At 65.3% G+C, this 25209-nt stretch carries 20 protein-coding genes and 1 pseudogene; 12 read left to right on the forward strand and 9 right to left on the reverse strand.

The window, feature by feature from the left end; translation table 11 throughout:
* Nucleotides 1-105: 105 nt before the first annotated feature.
* From AAFG50_RS12325 to AAFG50_RS12335, 3 genes are read right to left on the reverse strand one after another with little or no spacing between them, the layout of a single operon-like run.
* Nucleotides 106-906 (reverse strand): SDR family NAD(P)-dependent oxidoreductase, encoded by an 801-nt coding sequence (locus tag AAFG50_RS12325; RefSeq protein WP_161535974.1) that lies wholly within the window; start codon nucleotides 904-906, stop codon nucleotides 106-108.
* A gap of 1 nt (nucleotide 907) precedes the next feature.
* Nucleotides 908-1462, reverse strand: a complete 555-nt coding sequence (locus AAFG50_RS12330) for a carboxymuconolactone decarboxylase family protein (RefSeq protein ID WP_028174718.1) — start codon at nucleotides 1460-1462, stop codon at nucleotides 908-910.
* Between the two features lie 17 nt (nucleotides 1463-1479).
* Nucleotides 1480-1671, reverse strand: a complete 192-nt coding sequence (locus AAFG50_RS12335; protein WP_028174719.1) for a hypothetical protein — start codon at nucleotides 1669-1671, stop codon at nucleotides 1480-1482.
* Nucleotides 1672-1904: 233 nt separating this feature from the next.
* Between AAFG50_RS12335 and AAFG50_RS12340 the strand changes: the two genes are divergently transcribed.
* The 4 genes from AAFG50_RS12340 to cyoD are packed head-to-tail and all read left to right on the forward strand — an operon-like array spanning nucleotide 1905 to nucleotide 5755.
* Nucleotides 1905-2738, forward strand: a complete 834-nt coding sequence (locus AAFG50_RS12340) for a ubiquinol oxidase polypeptide II (RefSeq protein ID WP_011085499.1) — start codon at nucleotides 1905-1907, stop codon at nucleotides 2736-2738.
* The gene (gene cyoB, locus AAFG50_RS12345; RefSeq protein WP_011085500.1) at nucleotides 2728-4728 is read left to right on the forward strand and encodes a cytochrome o ubiquinol oxidase subunit I; all 2001 of its coding nucleotides are present in this window, start codon (nucleotides 2728-2730) and stop codon (nucleotides 4726-4728) included. Before AAFG50_RS12340 ends, cyoB begins: the two co-directional genes overlap by 11 nt.
* Nucleotides 4728-5369 carry a cytochrome (ubi)quinol oxidase subunit III gene (locus AAFG50_RS12350; RefSeq protein ID WP_011085501.1) on the forward strand — a complete coding sequence of 214 codons (642 nt, stop codon included), beginning with the start codon at nucleotides 4728-4730 and terminating at the stop codon, nucleotides 5367-5369. The genes cyoB and AAFG50_RS12350 overlap by 1 nt, the downstream gene beginning before the upstream one ends.
* Nucleotides 5366-5755 carry a cytochrome o ubiquinol oxidase subunit IV gene (gene cyoD / locus AAFG50_RS12355; protein ID WP_011085502.1) on the forward strand — a complete coding sequence of 130 codons (390 nt, stop codon included), beginning with the start codon at nucleotides 5366-5368 and terminating at the stop codon, nucleotides 5753-5755. The genes AAFG50_RS12350 and cyoD overlap by 4 nt, the downstream gene beginning before the upstream one ends.
* A gap of 211 nt (nucleotides 5756-5966) precedes the next feature.
* Here the strand turns inward: cyoD and AAFG50_RS12360 are convergent, their stop codons facing one another.
* Nucleotides 5967-6755 (reverse strand): thermonuclease family protein, encoded by a 789-nt coding sequence (locus AAFG50_RS12360; protein WP_028174720.1) that lies wholly within the window; start codon nucleotides 6753-6755, stop codon nucleotides 5967-5969.
* A gap of 198 nt (nucleotides 6756-6953) precedes the next feature.
* Here AAFG50_RS12360 and AAFG50_RS12365 point away from each other — a divergent pair, with 198 nt between their 5' ends.
* The 4 genes from AAFG50_RS12365 (at nucleotide 6954) to AAFG50_RS12380 (ending at nucleotide 11901) form a co-directional block, all read left to right on the forward strand.
* The gene (locus AAFG50_RS12365) at nucleotides 6954-8552 is read left to right on the forward strand and encodes a GMC family oxidoreductase (protein WP_028174721.1); all 1599 of its coding nucleotides are present in this window, start codon (nucleotides 6954-6956) and stop codon (nucleotides 8550-8552) included.
* 8 nt (nucleotides 8553-8560) lie between these two features.
* On the forward strand, nucleotides 8561-9010 hold the full coding sequence (locus AAFG50_RS12370) for a hypothetical protein (protein WP_028174722.1): 450 nt from the start codon (nucleotides 8561-8563) through the stop codon (nucleotides 9008-9010).
* A gap of 91 nt (nucleotides 9011-9101) precedes the next feature.
* Nucleotides 9102-10121: a trypsin-like peptidase domain-containing protein gene (locus tag AAFG50_RS12375; RefSeq protein ID WP_028174723.1), complete on the forward strand. Its 1020-nt coding sequence runs from the start codon at nucleotides 9102-9104 to the stop codon at nucleotides 10119-10121.
* Between the two features lie 58 nt (nucleotides 10122-10179).
* Nucleotides 10180-11901, forward strand: coding sequence for an FAD-dependent oxidoreductase (locus AAFG50_RS12380; RefSeq protein WP_028174724.1), 1722 nt, complete (start codon nucleotides 10180-10182; stop codon nucleotides 11899-11901).
* A gap of 54 nt (nucleotides 11902-11955) precedes the next feature.
* Here the strand turns inward: AAFG50_RS12380 and AAFG50_RS12385 are convergent, their stop codons facing one another.
* Nucleotides 11956-15432, reverse strand: a complete 3477-nt coding sequence (locus AAFG50_RS12385) for an indolepyruvate ferredoxin oxidoreductase family protein (RefSeq protein ID WP_028174725.1) — start codon at nucleotides 15430-15432, stop codon at nucleotides 11956-11958.
* A gap of 165 nt (nucleotides 15433-15597) precedes the next feature.
* Between AAFG50_RS12385 and AAFG50_RS12390 the strand changes: the two are divergent.
* From AAFG50_RS12390 to AAFG50_RS12400, 3 genes and pseudogenes are all read left to right on the forward strand, one after another.
* Nucleotides 15598-16551, forward strand: a pseudogene (locus AAFG50_RS12390) (hypothetical protein).
* A 331-nt stretch (nucleotides 16552-16882) separates the two neighbouring features.
* Nucleotides 16883-17584: an isochorismatase family cysteine hydrolase gene (locus tag AAFG50_RS12395; RefSeq protein ID WP_028174726.1), complete on the forward strand. Its 702-nt coding sequence runs from the start codon at nucleotides 16883-16885 to the stop codon at nucleotides 17582-17584.
* Between the two features lie 10 nt (nucleotides 17585-17594).
* The gene (locus AAFG50_RS12400; protein ID WP_028174727.1) at nucleotides 17595-19262 is read left to right on the forward strand and encodes a hypothetical protein; all 1668 of its coding nucleotides are present in this window, start codon (nucleotides 17595-17597) and stop codon (nucleotides 19260-19262) included.
* A 78-nt stretch (nucleotides 19263-19340) separates the two neighbouring features.
* Here AAFG50_RS12400 and AAFG50_RS12405 read toward each other — a convergent pair whose 3' ends face one another.
* The gene (locus tag AAFG50_RS12405) at nucleotides 19341-20351 is read right to left on the reverse strand and encodes a helix-turn-helix domain-containing protein (RefSeq protein ID WP_028174728.1); all 1011 of its coding nucleotides are present in this window, start codon (nucleotides 20349-20351) and stop codon (nucleotides 19341-19343) included.
* Between the two features lie 290 nt (nucleotides 20352-20641).
* Here AAFG50_RS12405 and AAFG50_RS12410 point away from each other — a divergent pair, with 290 nt between their 5' ends.
* Nucleotides 20642-22075, forward strand: coding sequence for a hypothetical protein (locus AAFG50_RS12410; RefSeq protein ID WP_231166663.1), 1434 nt, complete (start codon nucleotides 20642-20644; stop codon nucleotides 22073-22075).
* A gap of 42 nt (nucleotides 22076-22117) precedes the next feature.
* Here the strand turns inward: AAFG50_RS12410 and AAFG50_RS12415 are convergent, their stop codons facing one another.
* The 3 genes from AAFG50_RS12415 to AAFG50_RS12425 are packed head-to-tail and all read right to left on the reverse strand — an operon-like array spanning nucleotide 22118 to nucleotide 25199.
* Nucleotides 22118-22942 (reverse strand): carbohydrate ABC transporter permease, encoded by an 825-nt coding sequence (locus AAFG50_RS12415; RefSeq protein ID WP_028174730.1) that lies wholly within the window; start codon nucleotides 22940-22942, stop codon nucleotides 22118-22120.
* Nucleotides 22939-23877, reverse strand: coding sequence for a sugar ABC transporter permease (locus AAFG50_RS12420; RefSeq protein ID WP_028174731.1), 939 nt, complete (start codon nucleotides 23875-23877; stop codon nucleotides 22939-22941). Before AAFG50_RS12420 ends, AAFG50_RS12415 begins: the two co-directional genes overlap by 4 nt.
* Nucleotides 23874-25199 carry a sugar ABC transporter substrate-binding protein gene (locus AAFG50_RS12425; protein ID WP_028174732.1) on the reverse strand — a complete coding sequence of 442 codons (1326 nt, stop codon included), beginning with the start codon at nucleotides 25197-25199 and terminating at the stop codon, nucleotides 23874-23876. The genes AAFG50_RS12420 and AAFG50_RS12425 overlap by 4 nt, the downstream gene beginning before the upstream one ends.
* Nucleotides 25200-25209 lie beyond the last annotated feature (10 nt).

The raw sequence follows: 25209 nt of genomic DNA on the forward strand, positions 1-25209 counted from the left end.
GCGCGGCGGGTGAGGCTCTCCGCGAGTCCAACTCTCACCGTTTTCGCGGAGGTGGCCCCTCACCCCGACTCTCTCCCGGTAAGAACGGAAAGGGGGAAGAAAGACCTACCCCCGTCTCACACTCGCTCCGCCATCCACCGGCAGCGTCACGCCGGTGATGAAGTTCGCTTCGTCCGACGCCAGGAACAGCGCGGCGTTCGCGACGTCCCACCCCGTGCCCATCTTCCTGCGCAGCGGCACCTTGCTGTCGCGCTCGGCTTCGACTTCGGCGCGGGTCTTGTGCCATTCGCGGGCGCGGGTATCGACGGCCATCGGCGTGTTCATCAGGCCGGGCAGGATGACGTTGGCGCGGATGCCGTATTCGGCGTTCTGGTAGGCGAGCTGTTCGGTAAAGGCGATCATCGCCGACTTCGTCGCCTTGTAGGCGACGTAAGGGTAGGTGGTGATCGCCGCCATCGAGGAGATGTTGATGATCGCGCCGCTGTTCTGCGCGCGCATAATCGGGATCACTTCTTTCGCAGCGAGAATGCAGCTCTTCAGATTGATGGCGACGACGCGGTCGAACGCCTCTTCGGTGATCTCTAGCAATTCGGCATCGCCGCCGGACAGGCTGACGCCGACATTGTTGTGCAGCACGTCGATCCGGCCCCAGCGCGACTGCGCCTCCTTGACCATCGCCTTGATGTCGGCGGTTTTGGTCACGTCGGCCTTGAAGGCTGCGGCGATGCCGTTCGTCACGGCGATCATCGCGACGGTTTCCTGCGCCGATTCCAGATGATGATCGACGCACAATACCTTGGCGCCCTCGCGCGCGAAGGTCAGCGCGGTGGCGCGGCCGTTGCCCATGCCTTCGCCGGGGCTCTGGCCGGCGCCGACGACGATTGCAACCTTGTCCTTCAAGCGCATGTCAGTTCACTCCGGGGATCGGGTACTGCTGGAGTACCTCTTTGTAAGTGGGCTCGTTGTCGATCTTCATGGTCGCGAGCACGCGCACGACGCCGCAATAGAAGGCAATGGTGAGGACGAGATCGACCATGTGCTCGTCGGAAACATGCTGCTTGATCTCGGCAAAGGTCGTGTCCGACATCGCGAGCTCGCGTACCATCTCGCGGGCGCCTTTCAGGACCGCCCTGGCCAGCGGCTCGAGCTTCGAGGGCTTGCCCTCGGTCTCCGCCATCAGGCCTGCGATGTCCTCGTCGGTGACGCCGAACTCCTTGCCGATCTTCACGTGATGGGTGAACTCGTATTCCGATTTCTCCATCCAGCCGACCTGGAGGATCGCAAGCTCCCGCAGGCGCGGGTCGAGCTTGCTCTTGAAGCGGATGTAGCCGCCGATGCCGTTGAAGGCGCGCGCCATCTCCGGCGAGTTGACCAGCAGCTTGTGCAGATTGGTGTTGCGCTTGAGCATGTCGCGATATTCAGGCGCGACCTGGTCGGCCTCGAGATAGGGCAAGCGGGCCATCCTCAGAATTCCTTCTGTCAGTGTTCTTGCGACTCGCGTTCGGGGGCCTGCAGCGTCACGCCGCCATCGATCACCTGCACCTTGGCGCCGGCGTGGGCCAGCACAATTGCTGCAGCGCGGCCGTTGCCGATGCCGTCGCCCGCGGCGCCGCTGCCGCTGATGAGCGCCACCTTGCCGGCGAGGCCGGCATCGTCCTCAGGGCCCTGCATCCCGTTTCATCCCGATATTTTCGTGCAAACTAGCAATGGAGTGCGGAGGTGAGAAGGCCGGCCGTCCCGCGTAGATGTCATTGACATCGCATGGAATTGCATGCCGCCGCGCGAGACGCTCCGCGGTTGAGCAGGCGCGGCGCGGAACCATCTTCACACAACTGCGTTTGCGGCGGGGGCGTTTTTCACGTTAGGCTTGCCCCCGGGGCTTCCCAATCGCCAGTGGCTTGCCGATGAATCTGCTCGATCCACAAGGGCCGGTGGCTGCCGCCAACAGCACCATCCTGGTCGATTCCGTGTTCATCATGCTTACGATCGTGGTGCCGACCATCATCGTGATCCTGGCGTTTGCGTTCTGGTTTCGCGCGTCCAATACCAAAGCGCGCTTCCAGCCGGACTTCGTCTATTCCGGGCGCGTCGAGATGGTGGTGTGGGCGATCCCGGCGCTCACCGTGATCCTGCTCGGCGGCGTGGCCTGGATCGGCTCGCATCGACTCGATCCCGCGGCGCCCGTGCCGGGCACCGGCAGTCCGGTGCGCATTCAGGCCGTCTCGCTCGACTGGAAATGGCTGTTCATCTATCCCGACCAGCGCATCGCCACCGTCAACACGCTGACGGTGCCGGCCGGCGCCGAGCTGAATTTTCAGCTCACCTCGTCGAGTGTGATGAACGTGTTCTTCATCCCGCAGCTCGGCAGCATGATCTACACCATGAACGGCATGGTGACGAAGCTGAACCTGCGCGCCGACAACGAGGGCAAGCTTCAGGGACTGTCGGCGCATTTCTCCGGCGACGGCTTTCCCGACATGATGTTCGACGTCAACGTGATCTCGCCGCTCGCCTTTCCGGATTGGGTCGCGAGCACGGCGAAGTCCGATGCCGTGCTGAACGAGGAGAGCTACAAGAAGCTGATGCAGCAGGGCATCGAGAGGGGCAGGCCGACCTATCGCCTGGAAGATCCCCGCCTGTTCGACCTGATCGCGACCCAGCACATTCCGCCGGGGCCTGGTCCGGAACTGCTATCCGATGCGGGCCGGCCGCACAGTGGAGGCCACGATGCTCGGTAAGCTCGATTGGTCGGCCATTCCATTTGATCAACCCATTCCGCTGATCGCGGGCGCGGTGGTGCTGGTCGCGATCCTCGCGGTGCTGGTCTGGGTCGTGGTGAAGGGGCATCTGCCGTATCTCTGGCACGAGTGGATCACCAGCGTCGACCACAAGCGGATCGGCGTCATGTACATCCTGCTGGCTTCGATCATGCTGCTGCGCGGCGGCAGCGACGCGATCATGATGCGGATCCAGCAGGCCGTGGCCTACCAGTCGCAGGGCTATCTGCCGCCGGAGCATTACAACCAGATCTTCTCGGCGCACGGCACCATCATGATCTTCTTCGTGGCGATGCCGTTCGTGATCGGGCTGATGAACCTCGTCGTGCCGCTCCAACTCGGCGTCCGCGACGTCGCATTTCCGACGCTCAATTCGGTCGGGTTCTGGCTGACCGCGACCGGCGCGCTGCTGGTCAATCTCTCGCTCGTGATCGGCGAGTTCGCCCGTACCGGCTGGCTCGCCTTCCCGCCGCTGTCGGGGCTGTCCTATTCGCCGGGCGTCGGCGTGGATTACTACGCCTGGTCGCTCCAGATCTCCGGCGTCGGCACGCTGGTCGCCGGCATCAATCTCGTCACCACCGTGCTGAAGCTGCGTACCAAGGGCATGAACTATCTGCGCATGCCGATGTTCTGCTGGACCACGCTGGCCTCCAATCTCCTGATCGTCGCGGCGTTTCCGATTCTCACCGCCACGCTCGCGATGCTGCTGCTCGACCGTTACCTGGGCTTCCACTTCTTCACCAACGAAGCCGGCGGCAATGTCATGATGTTCATGAATTTGATCTGGGCCTGGGGGCATCCGGAGGTCTACATCCTGGTGCTGCCGGCCTTCGGTATCTTCTCCGAGGTGGTGTCGACCTTCTCCGGCAAGGCGCTGTTCGGCTATCGCTCGATGGTGCTCGCCACTATGGCGATCTGCGTGATCTCCTTCATGGTCTGGCTGCACCACTTCTTCACGATGGGGGCGGGACCCGACGTCAACGCCATCTTCGGCATCGCCAGCATGATCATCGCGGTGCCGACGGGGGTGAAGATCTACAACTGGCTGTTCACGATGTATGGCGGCCGTATTCGCTTCGCGACCCCGATGCTGTGGGCAGTCGGCTTCATGGTCACCTTCATCATCGGCGGCCTGACCGGCGTGCTGGTCGCGGTGCCGCCGGCCGACTTCATGCTCCACAACAGCATGTTCCTGGTGGCGCACTTCCACAACGTCATCATCGGAGGCGTGCTGTTCGGCGCGTTCGCCGGCTTCGAATACTGGTTTCCGAAGGCGTTCGGCTTCCGCCTCGACGAGCGCTGGGGCAAGCTCGCGTTCTGGTTCACCTTCCTCGGTTTCTATGTCACCTTCATGCCGCTCTATATCGCCGGCATGCTCGGCATGACCAGGCGGTTGCAGCATTACGACGTCGCGGCGTGGCGGCCCTGGATGCTGGTTGCGGCGGCCGGCATGGCCGTGCTGACGATCGGTGTGATCTGCCAGATCATGCAGCTCGTCGTCAGCATCAGGAATCGCGAGGCCCTGCGCGACCGCACCGGCGATCCCTGGGACGGGCGTTCGCTGGAATGGGCGACCTCCTCGCCGCCGCCGGTCTTCAACTTCGCTTTCAGTCCCGATGTGCGCGGCGAGGATGCCTATTGGGACATGAAGACCCATGCCCGGCAGCAATCGTTCGAGCACGATGCGCCCGAATATCACGACATCGAAATGCCGCGGAATTCCCCGACCGGCTTCATCTGCGCGTTCTTCGCCACCATCATGGGCTTTGCGCTGATCTGGCACATCTGGTGGATGGTGATCCTGGGCGGCATCGGCGCGTTCGCGACCTTCGTCGTGTTCGCCTGGCGCGACCATGACGAATACGTCATTCCGGCCGACGAGGTCGCCCGCATCGATCGCATCAATCTCGAGGAACGTCGCAGCCTCGTCAGCATGGCGGGGGTGGTCTGATGTCGATGACCGCGACCGTCGGCCGTGCGCATGCCGATCCCCATCATATCGGGCTCGTGGTCGAGCATCCCGGGCCGGCGTCGAAGCGGATCGTGACCGCCTACGGCTTCTGGGTATTCCTGCTCTCCGACATCGTGATGTTCTCCTGCTTCTTTGCGGCCTATGCGGTGTTGTCTGGCCAGACCGCAGACGGCCCCAAGGGCTCGGAAATCTTCGAGCAGCGGAACGTCGCGATCGAGACGGTCTGCCTGCTGCTGTCGAGCTTCACCTGCGGCATGGCCAGCATCGCCGCCGACGTGCGCAACCGGTTCTGGTTCTATCTCGGCATGGCCGTGACCTGCGTGCTTGGCCTGATCTTCCTGACCATCGAGTTCCGCGAGTTTGCCGATCTCGTCGCGCGCGGCTACGGCCCCTCGCGCAGCGCCTTCCTGACCTCGTTCTTCTCGCTGGTCGGCTGCCATGGCCTGCACGTCTCCGCCGGCGTGCTCTGGCTCCTCACCATGATGGCCCAGGTCTTTGCAAAAGGCTTTCGCGCCGACGTGTTGCGGCGGATGATGTGCTTTGCGCTGTTCTGGCACGCGCTCGATATCATCTGGGTCGGGGTGTTCTCCGTCGTCTACCTGCTTGGGGGGGCCGCATGAGCGATCAGACCCATATTCCGACCGGGCACGATCTCGCGCCGGGCGAGGAAGAGCAGCATAGTGTCGGTGAGCGGATCCTGGGTTACGTCGTCGGTCTTGTGCTGGCGTTGTTGCTCACGGCGACGTCGTTCTTCATCGCCGGCACCGATCTGGTCTGGCAGCCTTCGATCCCGGTCGCGCTGATCGTGCTGGCGATCGCGCAGATGGGCGTGCACCTGGTGTTCTTCCTGCACATCACCACGGGCCCTGACAACACCAACAACGTGCTGGCGCTGGCCTTCGGACTGCTCGTCGTCTTCCTGGTCGTGGGCGGCACGGTCTGGATCATGTCGCACCTCAACGGGAACATGCCGCCGATGGACCAGATCATGCGGATGCGGAACTAGGGGGCACAAAAAAGAAGAGCCGCTTGTTTGTGACAAGCGGCCCAAGTCTAGGGAGGAAACGCCCGAGCAAAGCAATCCGAACCGGATTGCTGCCAAGGAAACGCACGCGCAAGCGCTTGCGTAGGCTTATAAGCTAAGCAACTCCCGACGGAGTTCAATTCCGGATCAATACTGTCTCCGGCTACCGCTCACGGCGGCGTGAACGGCTTGTTCACTTTGGCCGGCGGCAATTATAGGCCCTGCGGAAGCCGGCGGCCTGGGCGTCGTCCTCCGAGCAGAACCAGCGGTCCGGCTTGGTGGTTGCCGGATAGCTCGGGCAGCCCCGCAGATGATAGATGCCGATATTGCCGGTGACGCGGGCGCGCACCGCGAGCTTGCCCTTGATGCTGCAACTCGGCGGCATCGTCAGCTCGTCCGGAAACAGCACGGCGCGGATTTCCTTGTCGCGGTCGGGCCGGCAGGCGGCGCCCAGGAGCGCGCCGTCCTTCTTGCCGGTCCGGAATTCTTGCGGTGCAACAAAGCAGCCCTTCCAGATTCCGGACGAGGCCGTCTTGGCTTCCGCTGCCGCCGGCTTGACGTTGGCCTTGATCGGCTCGCGCGCGATGGCGAAGCCGAGCTTGACCAGTTGCTCGTTCAGGCTGGCCTTGTCGCCCTCGGCCGTACAGATGGCGCGGTGGCGTTTGCCAAAGCTCTTTTCCGGCCCGACATCGTCACAGCGCACCGCCCGTTTGCCGATCAGCTTGCCCAGCTGGTCGCGGGCCTCGATGCCACAGGTCCAGGGATCGGCGTGATCGTCGATGCAGACCTGGTCGAGCTCGGGCGCGTCGACGCCGTCGAGCCGGTAGGTGACGTCGCCAAGCTGGATGGAATTGGCGTCCCGGACGGTCGCCGTCGCGGTCAGTGCGAACCCGGGCGCTGAGGAGGCCAGAAATCCGGGCAGAGCAAGTAACAAAACAAGCGCGAAAGCGCGGGCGGCGGCAAATGAATTCTCAAAGGACATACGGTCTCGCTATCGATTGCTCGCCTCGTTCCTAGCATCCGGATGTGGCGATACCAATGGTCTGCGCCCTGCGAAGTGCGACATTCCGGCCCCGCGGCTTTACTCAGTCCTCGCTCTGACCCTATCGTTCGTGCCGGCCTCGCGGACTGCGGAGGCCGAATCGCCCGGGAAGCGGCGAGGGGGAGGAAAAAGATCGCGATGAAAGACCCCGTGGACGTCCTGATCATCGGCGCCGGCGCTTCAGGCGCGGCGGTGGCGTGGTCGCTGGCCGAGACCAAGATGCACATTCTCTGCCTGGAGCAGGGCGGCTGGATGAACCCGGCGGAATATCCCAGCACGGGCCGGGACTGGGAAGCCAAGTTCTACGGCGAGTGGTCGTCGAGCCCGAACGTCCGCGGCCGGCCCGAGGACTATCCGATCAACGACGACAATTCGCCGATCAAGGTCGTCAACTACAATGCGGTCGGCGGCTCGACGGTGATGTACACCGCGCACTGGCCGCGGCTGCATCCTTCCGATTTCAAGGTGAAAACGCTCGACGGCGTCGCCGACGACTGGCCGATCGACTACGACGCGCTGACCCCGTTCTTCGAGGAGAACGACCGGATGATGGGCACATCCGGCCTGTCGGGCGATCCGCTCTCGCCGCTGACGCATCCGCCGATGCCGCAGCAGCCGATGGGATTGTCCGGTGCGATCATCGGCAAGGCCATGAACAAGCTCGGTTGGCACTGGTGGCCGTCGGACACCACGGTCGCGACCATGGATTATGAGGGCCGGGCTCGCTGCATCAATCTCGGCCATTGCACGCCGGCCTGCGCGCAAGGCGCCAAATCCTCGACCGACATCACCTATTGGCCGCATGCGGTCCGCGCCGGCGTCGAGCTGCGCACCCATTGCCGGGTGCGCGAGATCACCACCGACGAGAACGGCATGGCCTCGGGCGTGGTCTATTACGACAAGGACGGCGTCGAGCAGTTCCAGCCGGCGCATGTCGTCATCATCGCCTGCAACGGCGTCGGCACGCCGCGGCTGCTCTTGAACTCCGCGTCGGGGCGCTTTCCGAATGGGCTTGCCAATTCGTCGGGCCTCGTCGGCAAGAACCTGATGTTCCATCCCTATGCGCAGATCTACGGCTATGTGAAGGAGCCGACCGATAGCAACCGCGCGCCCCCGACCTGCCTGTGGAGCAAGGAGTGGTATGACACCGATCTGTCGCGCGGCTTCGTGCGCGGCTACGGCGTCCAGTTCGTGCGCGGGGCAGGGCCGGTGTTCGAGGCCGTCGTCAGCGAGCAGAAGGGCATCCTGCCCTGGGGCGCCGATCATCACCGTGTGTTCCGCAAGCTCAACGGCCATCGGCTGGGTTTCTCCGCGATCTGCGAGGACCTGCCGGAAGAGCACAATTGCGTCACGCTCGATCCTGTCCTGAAGGACAGCCACGGCATTCCCGCGCCGAAGATCGACTATACGATCAGCGAGAACAGCCGGAAGATGATGGAGCACGCGCTGGCGCGCGGCCGCGAGGTGCTCGAGACCGCCGGTGCGACCGACATCTGCGTCAACTCGCCGATCCCCTGGGGCGGCTGGCATCTGCTCGGCACGGCGCGGATGGGCACCGATCCCGAACGCTCCGTCGTCAACGAGTGGGGCCGCTCGCACGACGTGAAGAACCTCTTCATCGTCGACGGCAGCATCTTCGTCACCTCGGGCGGGGTCAACCCGACCTCGACCATCCAGGCCCTCGCGCTCTACATCGCCGACCAGATGAAGCAGCGTCTCGCCAATTTGTTCGATTGAGGATTTTCATGACCGAACAGATCACCCTCACGCCGCGGCAGCGCCAGGATTTGCGCGCCATCGCCGCGATGATCATTCCACCGAGCGAGGAATACCGGGTTCCCGGTGCCGATGACGAGATCATCCAGGCCGACATTCTTGCGACCCTCGGCCGCGACACGAGGCCGGTCGCGGCTGCGCTCGATCATCTGGCGCGGCTCGCCGGCATGCTGCTGGCGGACCTCGAACCCGCCGCGCGCGATGGCGTCGCGCAGCAGTTCCGCAGCTCCGGCGGCGCGGCTGCCGCAACCCTCGTTCGCGTGGTTCTCCAGTGCTACTACCGCGACGACCGCGTGCTGCGCTCGCTCGGGCTGGAGCTGCGCGCGCCGTTCCCGAAGGGCTATGTGCTCCCGGATGGCGACTGGTCGCTGCTCGACCCGGTCAAGGCAAAAGGGGGCGCGCTGCGGCGGGCGCCCTAGCCGCCTGGGCAGTCCAGCCTTGCGCTCCAGGCGGATCCCTTGCGCCGGCAGGAACAGGCCACCATCTGTGTGAGCCTCAAGGACTCTTGCCATGCTGGATTTTACCTCAGACATCGCCGATGACGCCTCGTCATCGCGAACGACAGCGGCTGCGCCGGTCGATGACCGGGCGCTGCTGGATGCCTATTCCAATGCCGTGATCGACGTCACCGACCGCGTCGGCCCTGCCGTCGTGCGCGTCGAGACCGGGCCCAAGGTGCCGAACGGCCGCGAGCGCGGCGGGCTCGGCTCGGGCATCGTGATCTCGCCGGATGGGCTCGTGCTCACCAACAGCCATGTGGTCGGCGCCTCCAAGGAGATCCGGCTGCGGGATGTGGAAGGCCATGTCGGCGACGCCCAGGTGCTCGGCGCCGATCCCGACACCGATCTTGCGCTGCTGCGCGCCAACGGCGTGCGCCACTTGCCCTATGCCGCGCTCGGCAACTCCAAGACCCTGCGGCGCGGCCAGCTCGTGATCGCAATCGGCAATCCGCTCGGATTCGAATCGACCGTGACCGCGGGCGTGGTCTCGGCGCTGGGACGCTCGATCCGTTCGGTCAGCGGCCGCACCATCGAGGACGTCATCCAGACCGATGCCGCGCTCAATCCCGGCAATTCCGGCGGGCCGCTGGTGTCGTCGAATGCCGAGGTGATCGGCATCAACACCGCTATCATCAATGGCGCGCAAGGCATCTGCTTTGCGGTCGCCAGCAACACCGCCCAATTCGTGCTGGCGGAGATCATCCGCCACGGCTATGTCCGCCGCGCCTATATCGGCGTCGCCGGGCAGACCGCGCCGGTTCCGCGGCGGCACGCCGTGCTGGCCGGCGTCGAGAATAAGATGGGCGCGCTTCTGATGCAGATCGAGCCGGACGGGCCGGCCGCGAAGGCGGGCCTGTTGCCCGGCGATGTCGTGATCAGGCTCGACGGCGTCGAGATCAACGGCGTCGACGACCTGATCCGCGTGCTCGACCGCGACCGGATCGGCCGGCGGCTCGCCATGGACGTGCTGCGGCTCGGCCGCCTGCGGGCGATCGACATCGATCCGATCGAGCGCAAGCCCGCCCGCTAGCTGCGAGCCCGCGGGCGAGGTATGACGATGTCATGCCTCGCCTCCGGAAAATTGCCGCATGATGCCGGCGCATGAGACTTACGACGTCATCGTCGTCGGCGCCGGTGCCGGCGGCATGACGGTGGCGGCGGTCGCCGCCGCCGAAGGCCTGAGTGTGCTGGTGATCGAGAAGACCGCGTTCGTCGGCGGCACCACCGCGTGGTCCGATGGCATGGTCTGGATTCCAGCCAATCCCAAGATGAAGGCGGCGGGGCTTTCCGACAGCGTCGCCGATGCCGTGCAGTATCTGTCGAGCACGGTCCCCGAGCCCGCCAATGCCGGCCTGCGCGCGGCCTTCCTCGCGCGCGGGCCTGAGGCCGTCACCTATCTCGAAGCCAAGACGGAAGTGCGGCTCCAGCCGGTGAAGACCTGTCCGGACTATTATCCCGAACGGCTGGGCGCGACATCAGGCGGGCGCGCGCTCGAGCCCGTGGCTTTCGACGGCACGCGGCTGGGCCGGGCTTTCGCGCGATTGCGGCCGCCGCTGCCGGAGTTCACGCTGTTTGGCGGAATGATGGTCAATCGGCTCGACATTCCGCACCTGCGCCGGATCGGAAAATCGCTGCGTTCGACCCTGCGCGCGGCGCGGCTGGTCTCGGAATACATGATGCAGCGGCTGCGCAGCCCGCGCGGCACCACGCTGCATCTCGGCAACGCGCTCGCCGCGCGGCTCTACGCCTCGCTGCTGGCGCGGCAGGGCGAGATCCTCTTCAGCGCGGATGTCGAGGATTTGTCGATGCAGGGCGATCGCGTCAGCGGGGTGGTGATCCGTCACGGCTCCCGCGACCGCGCGATCGCGGCGCGCCGCGGCGTGGTGCTTGCGACCGGCGGCTTTTCGCACGATGCCGCTTTGCGTAAGCGGTTCTTCCCGCCTGCGGCAGGATTTGTCTCGGCGACCAGTCCATCAGGCACAGGCGACGGGCTTCGGCTCGCGGCGACGGCCGGTGCTGCGCTCAATACCGAGGCGACGAGCCCGGCCTATTGGGTGCCGGCCTCGCTGTTTCGTCGAGCCGACGGCAGCCGTGGCGTCTTTCCGCACACGGTGACCGATCGCGCCAAGCCCGGCGTGATCGCCGTCAACGCTGCGGGCCGGCGCTTCGTCAACGAGGCGCTGTCCTACCACGAGTTCGTGCTCGCCATGCTGCGCGACGGCCATGGCGAGCCCGATCGGCCGTTCTACCTGATCTGCGATCGTCAGTTTTTGTGGAGCTATGGCCTCGGCCGCATCAAGCCGTTCACGCGTAACTTTCGGCGCTATGTCGCGAGCGGCGAGTTGGTCGAAGCTCCCGACATCACGCAGCTCGCTGCGAAGATCGGCATCAAGCCGTCTGTGCTCACAGCGACGATCGCGGCCTACAATATTGACGCGAAGGAGGGACGCGATCCCGAATTCGGCCGCGGCAGCACGATTTACCAGCGCCATCTCGGCGATATCAGCCACAAGCCGAACCCTTGCGTCGCGCCGATCCTCCGCGCGCCGTACTTCGCGCTGCGGATCTATCCGGCCGATCTCGGCACGGCGATCGGCATGAAGGTCGATGCGCAGGCCCGTGTGCTGCGGGGCGACGGCACGCCGATTGCGGGCCTTTACGCCTGCGGCAATGACATGGGCTCGATCATGAACGGCAACTGCCCTGGCCCGGGGATCACACTCGGGCCGGCGCTGACGTTCGGGTATATCGCGGGACGGCATCTGGCGGAGGGTGGTGTGACGCGCGAGTTGGCAAAAGAGCAGATGTGATCTGGGCGGCGGCCTCTTCGCCTCTCCCCGCTTGCGGGGAGAGGGAGAGAAACATTACTCCGCCGCCGCTGCAAACCGGCTGTTCTCGAGCTCTGCTTCCAGCCGCGCCGTCTCGGCCATCGCCTGCTTGATATTGCCTTCCTTGACGTGGCCGAAGCCGCGGATCGTCTCGGGCACGCGAGCAAGCCTTGCCAGCAGCGGGATCTGCGCCGCTTTCAGCCCAACGATCCGCTGATCGATCATCGTCAGATAATTCTCGATCAGCTTCCGCTCGGTCCGGCGCTCCTCAGTGCGGCCGAACGGATCGAACGCGCCACCGCGCAGGAATTTCAGCTTGGCCAGCACGCGGAAGGTGTGGATCATCCAGCCGCCGAACTCCTTCTTCCGGAGATGCCCGGTCGTCTTGTCGCGCTGCGCGAAGATCGGCGGGGCGAGGTAGAACTTCAGCGAAAAGTCGCCGTCGAACTTCTCCGAGACCTTCCTGGCAAAGCTGCCGTCGGTGTAGAGCCGCGCGACCTCGTACTCGTCCTTGTAGGACATCAGCTTGAACAGATTCTTGGCCACGGCCTCGGTCAGCTCCGTGGACGCGGGCGAGGCCGCGCTCTCCGCCTTGCGCACCTTGGCGACGGCTGCGAGGTAGCGGTCGGCATACGCCTTGTCCTGATAGCCGGTCAAAAATTCCGCGCGCGTTGCGATGATGTCGTCGAGCGATTTGGTCGGCGCGGACGCCCGGCTCTTGAACTGGAGCACGCTGCGCACCCGCGACATGTCGTGGGCGGCCAGGCGCCCCCAGGTGAAGGCGAGCTTGTTCATCTCGATTGCGGCGCCGTTGATCTCGATGGCGCGGAGCAGGGCCTCCAGCGACAGCGGAATCGCGCCCTTCTGGAAGGCGAAGCCGAGCATGAAGGGATTGGTCGCGATGGAATCGCCCATCAAGGCTGCGGCAATGCCTGTCGCGTCGATGATGTCGAGATTCTTGTCGCCGACGGCGTCGCGCAACACGGTCTGCATCGTGCCCATCTCGAAATCGAGATCGGGGTTTTGCACGAAGCTCGCGGTCGGCTGCAGATCGGCATTGATATAGGCCTTCGTCACCCCGCGTTCGGCGCGGCTGAGCGCGGAGGGACCTGCCGAGACGATCATGTCGCAGCCGAGGATGACGTCGGCGCCGCCGGTGGTGATGCGGACGGCGGAGATATCCTCAGGCTTCGGCGCGATGCGGACATGGCTCATCACCGCGCCGTTCTTCTGCGACAGGCCGGTGAAGTCCAGCGCCGAGCAGCCGCGGCCGTCGACATGGGCGGCCATGCCGAGCAGCGCGCCGATGGTGATGACGCCGGTGCCGCCGATGCCGGTGACGAGGATGTTGTAGGGGCCGTCCAGCTCACGCGCCGGCGGCAGCGGCAGATCGGCGAACAGCTGGCCGGAGTCCACCGACGACGTCTTGATGCGCTTGAGCGTGCCGCCATGCACGGTGACAAAGCTCGGGCAGAAACCTTCGACGCAGGAAAAGTCCTTGTTGCAGTTCGACTGGTCGATCTGGCGCTTGCGGCCGAACTCGGTCTCCAGCGGCTGCACCGAGACGCAGTTGGAGGCCTGCGAGCAGTCGCCGCAGCCTTCGCAGACGAGCTCGTTGATGAAGGCGCGCTTGGCGGGATCGGGATAGAGCCCGCGCTTGCGGCGGCGGCGCTTTTCGGCCGCGCAGGTCTGGTCGTAGATGACGACCGTGAGGCCCTTGATGTCGCGCAATTCGCGCTGCACGGCATCAAGCTCGCGGCGGTGATGGATGGTCGCGCCTTGCGGGAAGTAGTTGCCTTCGGGGTATTTGCCCGGATCATCCGAGACGATCGCCAGCCGCTTGACGCCTTCGGCCCAGACCTGATGCGCGATCTGCGCGACGTTGAAGGCGCCCTCGGCGGGCTGACCGCCGGTCATCGCGACGGCGTCGTTGTAGAGGATCTTGTAGGTGATGTTGATGCCGGCGGCGGAGGCGGCGCGAAGGGCGAGAAGCCCGGAATGGGTGTAGGTGCCGTCGCCGAGGTTCTGGAAGATGTGCTGCTCGGTGGTGAAGGGCGACTGGCCGATCCAGTTCACGCCCTCGGCGCCCATGTGCGAGATCAAATCGGTGCGGCGGGTCGGCATGCTCAGGGCCATGCCGTGGCAGCCGATGCCGGCCATGGCGCGGCTGCCCTCCGGTACGCGCGTCGAGGAATTGTGCGGGCAGCCCGAGCAGAAGAACGGCGTGCGCGCGAGCTTGATCGGCGCGCTGGTGGTGACGGGATTGTCGAAGGCCTCGAGCCGCGCTAGGCGCTGCTCGAGCACCGGGCTGTGATGGCCGAGCTTGCGCAGCCGCGCCACCAGCGCGCCAGCCACGATGGTCGGCGTCAGCTCGCCCTCGCTCGGCAGCAGCGGCGCGCCGCGCTCGTCGCGCTTGCCCGTGACGGTCGGGCGCCTCGACGCGTCGATGTTGTAGAGGATGCGCATCAGCTGGTCTTCGATGAAGCCACGCTTCTCCTCGACCACGAGTACGTCCTGAAGTCCTTCGGCGAAACGCCTGGCGCCGCTCTCCTCGAGCGGCCAGGTCAGCGCGACCTTGTAGATGCGAAGGCCGAGATCCTGCGCGTCCTTGTCGGTAATCCCTAAGTCGGCGAGCGCTTGGCGCAGATCGAGATAGGCCTTGCCGGTTGCGACAATGCCGAGCCGGGCCGGCTTTGAATCGAGCACGATGCGGTCGAGCTGGTTGGCGCGGGCAAAAGCCTGCACGGCGGCCATCTTCGGGCCGAACAGGCGCCTCTCGGCGTCCAGCGGCGGATCGGGCCAGCGGATGTTGAGGCCGCCGGGCGGCATCTCGAAATCATCGGGCAGCTTGATCTGGATACGTTCAGGGTCGCTGTCAATCGACGCCGAGCTTTCGACGGTCTCGCTGATCGCCTTGAAGCCGACCCAGCAGCCGGAGAAACGCGACAGCGCAAAACCGTAGAGACCGAGATCGAGATAGTCCTGCAGCGTCGCCGGATTGATCACGGGGATCAGCGCCGCCGCGAACACCTGCTCGCTCTGATGCGCGAGCGTCGAGGACTGGCAGCCATGGTCGTCGCCGGCCAGCGCCAGCACGCCGCCATTGAGCGAGGTGCCGGCCGCATTGGCGTGCTTGAGCGCGTCAACCGAGCGGTCGACGCCGGGGCCCTTGCCGTACCAGATGCCGAACACGCCATCGACCTTGGCGCCGGGAAACAGCCCGACCTGCTGGCTGCCCCAGACCGCGGTCGCAGCCAGGTCCTCGTTCAGGCCGGGCACGAAGGCGATGTCGTGCTGCTGGAGGAAAGACTTCGCCCGCCACAGCGCGTGGTCGTACATGCCGAGCGGGGAACCGCGGTAGCCGGAGATGAAGCCGCCGGTGTTGAGGCCCTGAAGCCGGTCGCGTTCGCGCTGCAGCATGGGCAATCGAACCAGGGCCTGCGTGCCGGACAGGAAGATCCGCTTCGATTCGAGCCGGTATTTGTCGTCCAGCTCGACCTGCATCAGCGTCATTTCGGAAGTCCTTGTTATCCTGGTCGGGCGGGGGATTTTGCGCCGCGGGAGGCTTGCGGCTAAGCGAAGCGGGAGATCGCAGTCAAGAGCATGGGCCGGCGAAGTCAATATCGCTGGCCGCATCCGTGGCGCTCCTGCTAGTCATGGCTTGTTGTGGAGAACATCATGACCGCAGACGCATTCGACACCGAGATCACCGAGACGGCCGAGGCCTTGATCGGGCCGTAGCGCCAGCCGCGCCAGATGCTTCACGCGCAGGTCTACGATGCGCACGCCTCGATCCATGACGATGCCACCGCGCAGAAGCTCGGCTTCAAGGGCGGCACCATCGAAGGACCGACGCATTTCAGCCAGTTCGCCCCGCTTGGCGCGCGGTTGTGGGGACAGGCGTGGTTCGAGAGTGGTTGTCTTTCCGCGCATTACCGCAGCGTCTGCTACGAGGGCGAGGAGGTACAGGCGATTCTGTCGAAGCCATTGCCGGGCGCGAGCCAGTGCCAGATCCAGATGGTCAAGCGCGACGGCACCGAAGTGCTGCGCGGCACGGCCTCGGTCGGCGAACCGCACGCGGCGACCGCGCTGGAGACCCGCCTCACCGAGCTCAAGCCGCTCGCCGATTCCGTGATCCTGCGCGAAGTGACGGTCGCGCAGACCAGCAAGCGCCAAGCGGTGCGGATGGCGTTCGACCAGACCATGGGCGACCTCTATCCGTTCTCTCTCAGGCAGAAGCTCGCCGTCATCACCGAGAACTCTCCTTACTATTCGGGCTCAGACAATCCGTGGGGCAGGGCGATCATCCCGATGGAGATGCTGAGCGTGCTGTTCCAGTACCGCTCCAAGGACGATCCGTTGCCGGCCAAGGGCCCGGCGGTCGGTCTGTTCGCCGACCAGGAGATCAGGCTGGTGAAGGGCCCGCTCTTCGTCGACGAAAAGTACGAAGTCGAGCGCGAGGTGGTCGCGCTGTCCGGCAGCCGCCGCACCGAAAGCGCCTGGGCTAGGACGCGCGTGTTCGACAAGACGGGCACGATGGTGGCCACCATGCTGCTCAACATGGCGACGCTGAAGGACTCGTATGGGCCGTATGAGGAAGAGTATCGGCGACTGTATGGGGCGGGGCGGTAGAGGCAGGGCGTCACCACACACGCTCCTTGTCATTCCGGGGCGACGCGGAGCGTCGAGCCCGGAATCCATTTCGCCTCGGGTATTGCGGCCCGATGGATTCCGGGCTCGCGACTTCGTCGCGCCCCGGAATGACGCCGCTTCCCCGCCCATCCTTTAAGCAAATGCACGTCGCAAAGCCGTCGCACAGGGAATAAGCAGCCGTCAGCTGCTGACGTAACCTTCTGAGTGCGCAGCAAATTCTCTCGCGGCCTGTGTCCCACCGCAATTGTACACAATGGCACGGCGTTTGCAGAACTGCTGGCAAAGAGAGTTCTCGCGGGGGCCTTGACTCATGTTGAGCTCGACCAAGCCGACACTGGGCGTCATCAGCGCCGAGCCCGAGCCGATCAGGCTCGACTGGCCCGCCACCGCGCTTCTCATCATCGACATGCAGCGCGATTTCATGGAGCCGGGCGGCTTCGGCGAGACGCTCGGCAATGACGTCAGCCAGCTTGCGCGTGCGGTGAAGCCGATCGGCGCGATGCTGAAGGCGGCGCGCGACACCGGCATGCTGGTGATCCACACGCGCGAGGGCCATCTGCCCGATCTCTCCGACGCGCCGCCGGCGAAAATCGAGCGCGGCGCGCCGAGCCTTCGCATCGGTGATCCCGGCCCGATGGGGCGCATTCTCATTCGCGGCGAGGCCGGCCATGACATCATCCCCGAGCTCTATCCGCTCGACAGCGAAGTCGTGATCGACAAGCCGGGCAAGGGCGCGTTCTACGCCACCGAGCTCACCGACGTGCTGGAGAAATACGGCATCGAAAATCTGCTGGTGTGCGGCGTCACCACCGAAGTGTGCGTCAACACCACGGTGCGCGAGGCCAATGACCGCGGCTATCGCTGCGTCGTGATCTCGGACGGCTGCGCATCCTACTTTCCCGAGTTTCACGAGATGGGCCTGAAGATGATCAAGGCCCAGGGCGGCATCTTCGGCTGGGTCGCGGACTCAGCCGCAGTACTGGAGGCGATGAAGATTTCCACATCAGCTTAGGGGCATCACCATGAGCACAATGACGGGGACGGCCGGCAAATCTGATCTGAACACGTCCGGGTTCAAGCCGGCGCTATGGACATCGGGCGACTGGAACGCGTTTTTCGGCTTCGGCACCAACATCCTCGTCAACATGCTGGTTCTCACGGGCCTCTTGCGCTTCGTGCTGAAGATGCCCGATAGCCTCGTGTTCGGCCGCATCCTGCCCGCACTCGGGCTGATGATGTGCCTGTCGACATTCTATTACGCCTACCTCGCCTACCGCCTCGCGCAGAGGACCGGCCGCACCGATGTCTGCGCGCTGCCCTCGGGCGTCAGCGTGCCGCACATGTTCATCGTCACCTTCGTGATCATGCTGCCGATCACGATCAAGACCGGCGATCCGCTCAAGGGCTGGTCGGCCGGCCTCGTCTGGGTGTTCTTCCAGAGTTTTATTCTCATGATCGGCGGCTTCATCGCGCCGTTCATTCGAAGAATCACGCCGCGCGCGGCGCTGCTCGGCACGCTCGCCGGCGTCTCCGTCACCTTCATCTCGATGCGCCCGGCGCTCGAGATGTACATGACGCCGCAGATCGGTCTCGTCTGCTTCGCCATCATTCTGGTGAGCTGGTTCGGCGGGGTGAAATACTGGCGCGGCATCCCGGCGGGTCTCGTCGCCATCGCGGCCGGCATGATCATCGCCTGGGGCTCGAACCTCTTCGGTCTTGGCCTCGGCGGATTGAGCATCGCGGGCGTCGGCGCCGCGTTCGCCAATTTCGGCTTCTCGGTGCCGATCCCGGCGGTGGTCTACGTCTTCTCCGGCTTCGAATTCCTCGGCATCATCCTCGTCACCGCCATTCCGTTCGGTATCTATGACCTCGTCGAGGCCATGGACAATGTCGAGAGCGCGGAAGCCGCCGGCGACGAATATCCGACCACGCGCGTGCTCACTGCCGACGGCGTCGTCAGCCTGATCGGCTGCCTGATGGGCAATCCCTTCATCAACGCCGTCTATATCGGTCATCCCGGCTGGAAGGCGATGGGCGGCCGCATCGGCTACTCGGCTGCGACCGGCATCATGGTGGTCGTGCTGGCCTGGTTCGGCATCATCTCGGTGCTGCTGGCGCTCGTGCCTGTCGTCGCGATCTCGCCGATCCTGCTTTACATCGGCATGCTCATCGGTGCGCAGGCGTTCCAGACCACGCCGGTCAAGCATGCGCCCGCGATCGTGCTGGCACTGACGCCGCATCTCGCCGCCTGGGCCAAGCTCCAGATCGACACCATGCTGGGCTCGACCATGATGGCGGCGACCTCGGTCGGCGGGCTCGCCGCCGACAAGGCCGATGCGGTCAAGGCCGCGGCGATCGCCGCGCTACCGCAGCAGGGCGTGTTCTATCACGGGCTGGAGGTGATGGGCGGCGGCTCCATCCTCGGCGGCCTCATCCTGGGCGCGATCGGTGTCTTCATCATCGAGCGCGACTTCGAGAAGGCCTCGGCCTTTGCGCTGGTCGGCGCGGTGCTCACCTATTTCGGCTTCATGCACGGCGAAGCCGTCGGCATCGGCGGCGGCTTCGGCGTCACGCCCGCCGTTGCGTTCGCCTATGCGGTGATGGCGGCCGGCCTGTTCGCGGCAAGCAAGCTGGGCACCACCGAGCACTATGCCGCGCATCCGGAGATGCACGCCGCGCCGGCGGAGTAGGGAAGCGAAGCTATCTCGCGGCCGGACGACGATGAGTCGCCCGGCCGCTTTCTTTCTGGCCCTCTACGCCGGGCCGACTCAGCCGAGCCGGCCAATCCATTCGCGGAATAGCTCCGGGCCGGCTTCCACCGCCGCTGCAAGGTCCTGCAGGCGGGTGTCGCGCGCTATGCGCGGCGAGTAGCCGAAGTGCTGCCGGAAGCTGCGGCTGAAATGAGCCTGGCTCACGAAGCCGAACGCGGCGGCGATCTCGGCATTCCAGCGATCTTCATCGGCGTCATCAAGCAGCACATGGATCGCTTCGAGCCGCCGCCCGCGAATGTAGTCGGCGACGCCCGCGAGCGGCGCGAAGACGCGATAGAGCACCGAGCGCGACACGCCGATCTCGCGGCAGATGGTTGCCACCGACAGGTCGTTGCGGCCCAGATTCTGGTCGATGAAGCGGCTGGCGCGGTGAAGGATGGCGATGTCACGCCGGGCAAGCCCCTGCTCGCGCGGCCGGGCGGCCACGCCGAAGCATCCGCGCAGCAGATCGAGCGTCGTCCGGACCGCATCGAGCGCATCGTTCTCCTCCATCGCCGGAAGCCTGCGCCGCAACAGCGCCATATGATCGGCGAGAACGCGGGCGGCGGCGCCGTCAAGGACGAGGCCATGTAGGTCGAGGCCATCGGGCGCGGCACTGACGATCGGATCGCGCTCGACGTCGAGGCTGATGGTGTCGGTCGCGGTGGCGATGCCGTCGAAGGGCCGGGTCAGATCGAGCACCAGCACCTGGCCGGGACCGGCCGAGATCGGTTCGCCGTCGACTTCGCCGCTCCAGGCGCCGCGCCTGAGCAGCAGCAGCGCGAATGAATTGCGGCCATCGGCCTTGGCCAGTGCGGCGGAACGGGTGAAGCGCACCGGCGCCATCCGGGTGGACGCGGCGACCAGGCCACCGAGCAGCCAGGCCTCGGCCAGGACCTCGAAGTCGTCCCGGTCCGTGCCCGCGGGGACCGACACGTCGTAGTGCGTGAGAATCGCGCGGTAGCGGTCGAGCCGCTCGGCGACAGGCAGCTCCGCGGTGTCGAAGCGCAGATACGGAATTTTCGTCATGCCAGGCCGCTCCCTCGGCAGTTGGTCTGCAAATTGGGACGATCAGGCAAGTTTCCGCACCGTCGAACCGCAGTCTCCGGACATGAATATTCATATTATTGCGCGCGGGCCAGACGTGCGTGCTTCGCGGCCCGGACAATTTGCAATGACGTGAAGGTAAGGTGATGGACATGCGGGGGATGACGGTTGCGGTGGGGCCGGACGAGGATCGGGTTGTCGCGAGGGGGACGCCGCGGCGTGCCTGCAGGCAGTCCTTGCTCGGAATTTGCACCGCCGCGGTGCTTGCCCCCTTGGCTGTCCTGCTGGATGCGTCGTCGGCGCAGGCGCAGTTCGTTTGCGTCAATGCCAGCAACAGTGCGGCCGGTGCGAGCGCGAGCTCGATAGAAAGCGTGGCTTGCGGCACCAATTCATCCGCGACCACGGGTGGCTCCGCATTCGGCGAATCGAGCTCTGCCGGTCCCGAGGCCGCGGCCTTTGGCGCCGGCAGTCTGGCCTCTGGTGGCCTCAGCACAGCGCTGGGTTATCGAAGCATCGCAAGCGGCTTCTTTAGCACAGCGGCTGGCAGCGCCAGCGCGGCCACCGGCGCCCTGAGCTCGGCATTTGGCTACCAAAGCTCCGCGAGCGGGTACACCGCCACGGCCGTGGGCTATCGGGCAGGCGCGGGTGGCGACGGCAGCACGGCTCTTGGCTACGCGACAGTCGCAGGCGGCAACGCCAGCACGGCCGCGGGCAATTCCAGTCGCGCGGACGCCGAAAATGCGCTTGCAGTGGGTACAAACGCGAACGTCTATGCTGCCGGCACCAACGGCACGGCCGTCGGTTACAATATCGGCGTGAACGGCGCCAATAGCACCGCGGTCGGCGCGAGCAACGCGATCTCCGGCGACAACAGCGGTGCGTTCGGCACCGTGCAGATCGTCCGAGGCGACCGCAGCTTCACACTGGGCGGCAACAACACGATCAACGGCGCCAGCCAGGCCGGCTGGGGCAACGTCGTCAACGTGGTCGGCTCCAATAACACCGTGGCCGGCACCGCGAGCGCGGCCGGCTCCTCGGTGTTCGGCACCGGCAACGCCGTCAACGCACCCAATGCGCTGGTGATGGCGAACACGGCGACCGTGGCCGGGTCAGGCGGCATCGCGATCGGCAACACCGTATCGGTCGCAGGCGCCAACGCCGTCGCCGTCGGCAACAACACCAGCGCCGGCTTCGCCAACTCCGCCGCGATCGGCAACGGCGCCGCAGCGACGCGCGCCAATCAGCAGGCGTTCGGCACGGCAGGCAACACCTACACCATGGCCGGCATCACCTCGTCGGCCAGCAAGTCCGCGCAAAGCGGCGCGACGCAGCTTGTCACGTCCGACGGCGCCGGCAATCTCGCGACCACCAGCCTCGGTGCACTCGGAATCGCCTCGACGAGCGATCTCAGCGCCATCAATGCCCAGCTCGCCAGTATCAACGGCCGCCTCGACGACCTCAGCACGCGGACCAGCAAGGCGACCAGCGGCGTCGCCATGGCTTTTGCCATGGCCGGTGTGCCGACGCTGCTGCCGGACGAGACCTTTGCCATGACGATGAACTACGGGACCTTCGAGCGGGCCAACGGTCTCGCGTTCAATGCGGCGCTGCGCCTCAATCGGAACATGCAGTTCAACGGCGGCATCGGCTACGGGCCGGACGAGAAGGTCGCCGGCGGACGCGTGGGCCTGCGCGTGGGCTGGTGAGCCCACCGCGATCGTTGTCTTACGATGGGCGGCGTCGGGTGATCACCCGCCCTTGACTGCACCCGCGGTGAGCCCGGCCACGATCTGCCGCTGCGCAAACACCGTCAGCAGCAGTACCGGGAGGGTGACGATCAGCGCGGCGGCGGCGAGCGGCCCCCAGCTCAACTGGTCGAACGAGATCATGTTGTAGACTGCGACGGGCAGGGTGCGTGTCTCGCGTCCGGCCAGCACGATGCCGAAGACGAAGTTGTTCCAGGAGAAGATGACGGCGAGGATGAAGGCGACCGCGATCCCCGGCTTGGCGATCGGCAGGGCGACGTGGCGAAAGACCTGCCAGCGCGTGGCGCCGTCGATCAGGGCGGCTTCCTCCAGCTCGAGCGGCGTGGTCTCGAAATAGCCGATCATGATCCAGATCACGATCGGCACCGTCACGACGAGGTGGATGATGATCTGCGGCACCAGCGTGCCGAGCAATCCCAGCCACTGGAATAGCAGGAACAGCGGAATCAGGTAGGACAGGCCGGGCGTGATGCGCGCGATCAGGATCACGATCGCGGATTTGTGCGCGGCCATGCGCGCGATGCCGTAGCCGGCGGGGACGCCGACGATCAGCGCCAGCGCGGTCGCACTGCCGGTGACGACCAGGCTGTTGATGAAATAGGTCAGGAAGCGGTTGGAGGCCAGCACGTCGGCATAGTTCTTCCAGGCGATATGCTCGGGGAAGAACACCGGCGGGTAGGCGGCGTTGTCGATCTCGAATTTGAGCGACAGCGACAGCATCCACAGGAAGAACAGGATTGCCGGCGACACGATGACGAACACCGAAAGCCACAGGCCGATCTTGCCGATGATCTGACGAGGTGTCATGCGTCGCTCGCGATTTCGGTCCACACCATGCGCTGGCGGGCATACAGCATCACCGCGGCAAGCAGGACGATCAACAGGAAGAACACCACCGCGATCGCCGAGCCGTAGCCGAGGTCGTAGTAGGTGAAGGCGACGCTGTAGAGGTAGATGTTGATCGTCTCCGACGCCGAGCCGGGTCCGCCTTGCGTGATCGCGAAGATGATGTCGAAGCTCTTCACCGCGTCGATCATGCGGATCATGCCGGCGATGAACAGAAACGGCATGATCAGCGGCAGCGTGATGAAGCGGAATACCTGCCAGAGATTGGCGCCGTCGATCTGCGCGCTCTCATATGGCTCGGTCGGGATTGCGGCGAGGCCGCCGAGCACGATCAGCATCACGAGCGGCGTCCATTGCCAGGTCTCGACCAGCACCAGCGAGGGAATGACGGTCGCGGGATGAAACACCCAGAGCTGCGCCGGTATCCCGACCAGCGACAAGAGGTAGTTCAGCACGCCGAGCTGCGGGTGGAACATCATGGTCCAGACCAGCGCGATCGCGACGGGCGTCGCCATCATCGGCATGATGAAGACGCCGCGCAGGAAGCCGCGGCCGGCGAATTTCTGGTGGAACACCACGGCTGCGAAGGTGCCGAGCACCAGCGGCAGCAGCACCGACAGCGCGGTGTAGACCATGGTGTGGCCCACCGCCTCGATGAAGCGCGGATCGCTGGTCAGCCGCAGATAGTTGGAGAGCCCGACGAAGGTGGTCGGCGAGCCGACCTTCCACTCGTTCAGGCTCATCCAGATGGTGAAGACCCACGGGAAGATGATGATGGCGAGCACGACGACCAGCGCCGGCACCACGAACGGCCAGTAGGACGGCGGGCGCAACTCTTTCTCCGGCGCGGCATCGGACCGTGCCGCGGCCGGATCAGCTTGTGTCAACGCACTCACGCCTTTTCGCTACGCTCCAGGATCGGCCGAAACTGGTCGTTGGCCTTCTTCAGCTCGGCGGCGGGATCTGCCCCGGACAGCGTCGCGGTGAGCGCCGCGCCGACGATATCGCGGAATTCGGCGACGGGGACGACCACGGGCAGGCCGAGCTTGCTGATCTTGCCGGACTCGATCACCGATTGCAGCCACTCCGGCGGCATCTTCACGCCCTTCTGGATCTCGGGATCGTTCAGGATCGAGCTGCGGAACGGGACGCCGCCGCCGGCCTGGAGCAGGCGCGCGCCCTGCTGCTTCGAGACCACCCACTGGCAGAGCAGGTAGGCGGCTTCCTTGTTCTTGCTCGCCGCCGCAATGCCGATGCCGTCGCCGTAAGTGGACGAATAATGCCCCTTGGGTCCGGCGGGCACGACAGTGTAGCCAACCTTGCCGACGACGCGCGAGGCGGCCGGATCCTCCAGCGGCGGCGCCCAGCCGACGCCGTCGATCCACATCGCCGAGCGTCCTTGCGTGAACGAGGCCATCGACTCCATCCAGTTGAAGCCGGCGACGCCGGGCGGGGCGGACTTCGTCAGCAGCGTCTGGTAGAGCTTCGTTGCCGCGATCGCCTCCGGACCGTCGGTCAGGATGTTGCGCTTGTCGTCGAGGAATTCGCCGCCATAGTTGAGGAAGAAGTTGGTCCACAATGCCATGTTGGCGTTGCGCAAGCCCCGCCCGACGAAGCCGTAGGTGCCTTCCTTGGGATCGGTGAGCTTCTCGGCGGCAGCGACCATCTCGTCGAGGGTCTTCGGGACGGCCACGCCCTTCTTCTGGAATAGCTCCTTGTTGTAGTAGAGGATGAAATAGTCCACCGACCACGGCAGCGACAGCATCTGCCCCTTGTCGTTCTTGGCATATTGCAGGCCCGCGGCGGAAAAATCGCTCTCGACGAGATCGGGCGCGGTCAGTGACGGGTCCTTCATGAAAGGCGTCATGTCGGCGAGCCAGCCGGCCTTCTCGAACTGCCGCTTCTGCACGTGATAGCTGAGATGGACGACGTCGAAGCTGGGCCGGCCCGAGGTGAACTCGATCACGACCTTCTGGCGCTGCTGCTGCTCGGGGATCTGCTCGGCTTCGACCTGGATGCCGGTGAGTTCGGTGAACTCCTTGATGTTCTTTTGCAGGTTGTCGCCGCGCGGACCCTTGGCGAGGATCACCTCCAGCTTGGTCCCGGCATATTTCTTCCAGTTGACCTCGGCGCGCGCCGGCAATCCGGTCAGGCTGAGCGCGCCAGCCGCTGCCGTGCCGGTCAAGAGCGTACGGCGCGAGATTCTGTAGTCGACCACTTCAAAGTCC

This window comes from Bradyrhizobium sp. B039, assembly GCF_038965675.1.
GTDB lineage: Bacteria > Pseudomonadota > Alphaproteobacteria > Rhizobiales > Xanthobacteraceae > Bradyrhizobium > Bradyrhizobium diazoefficiens.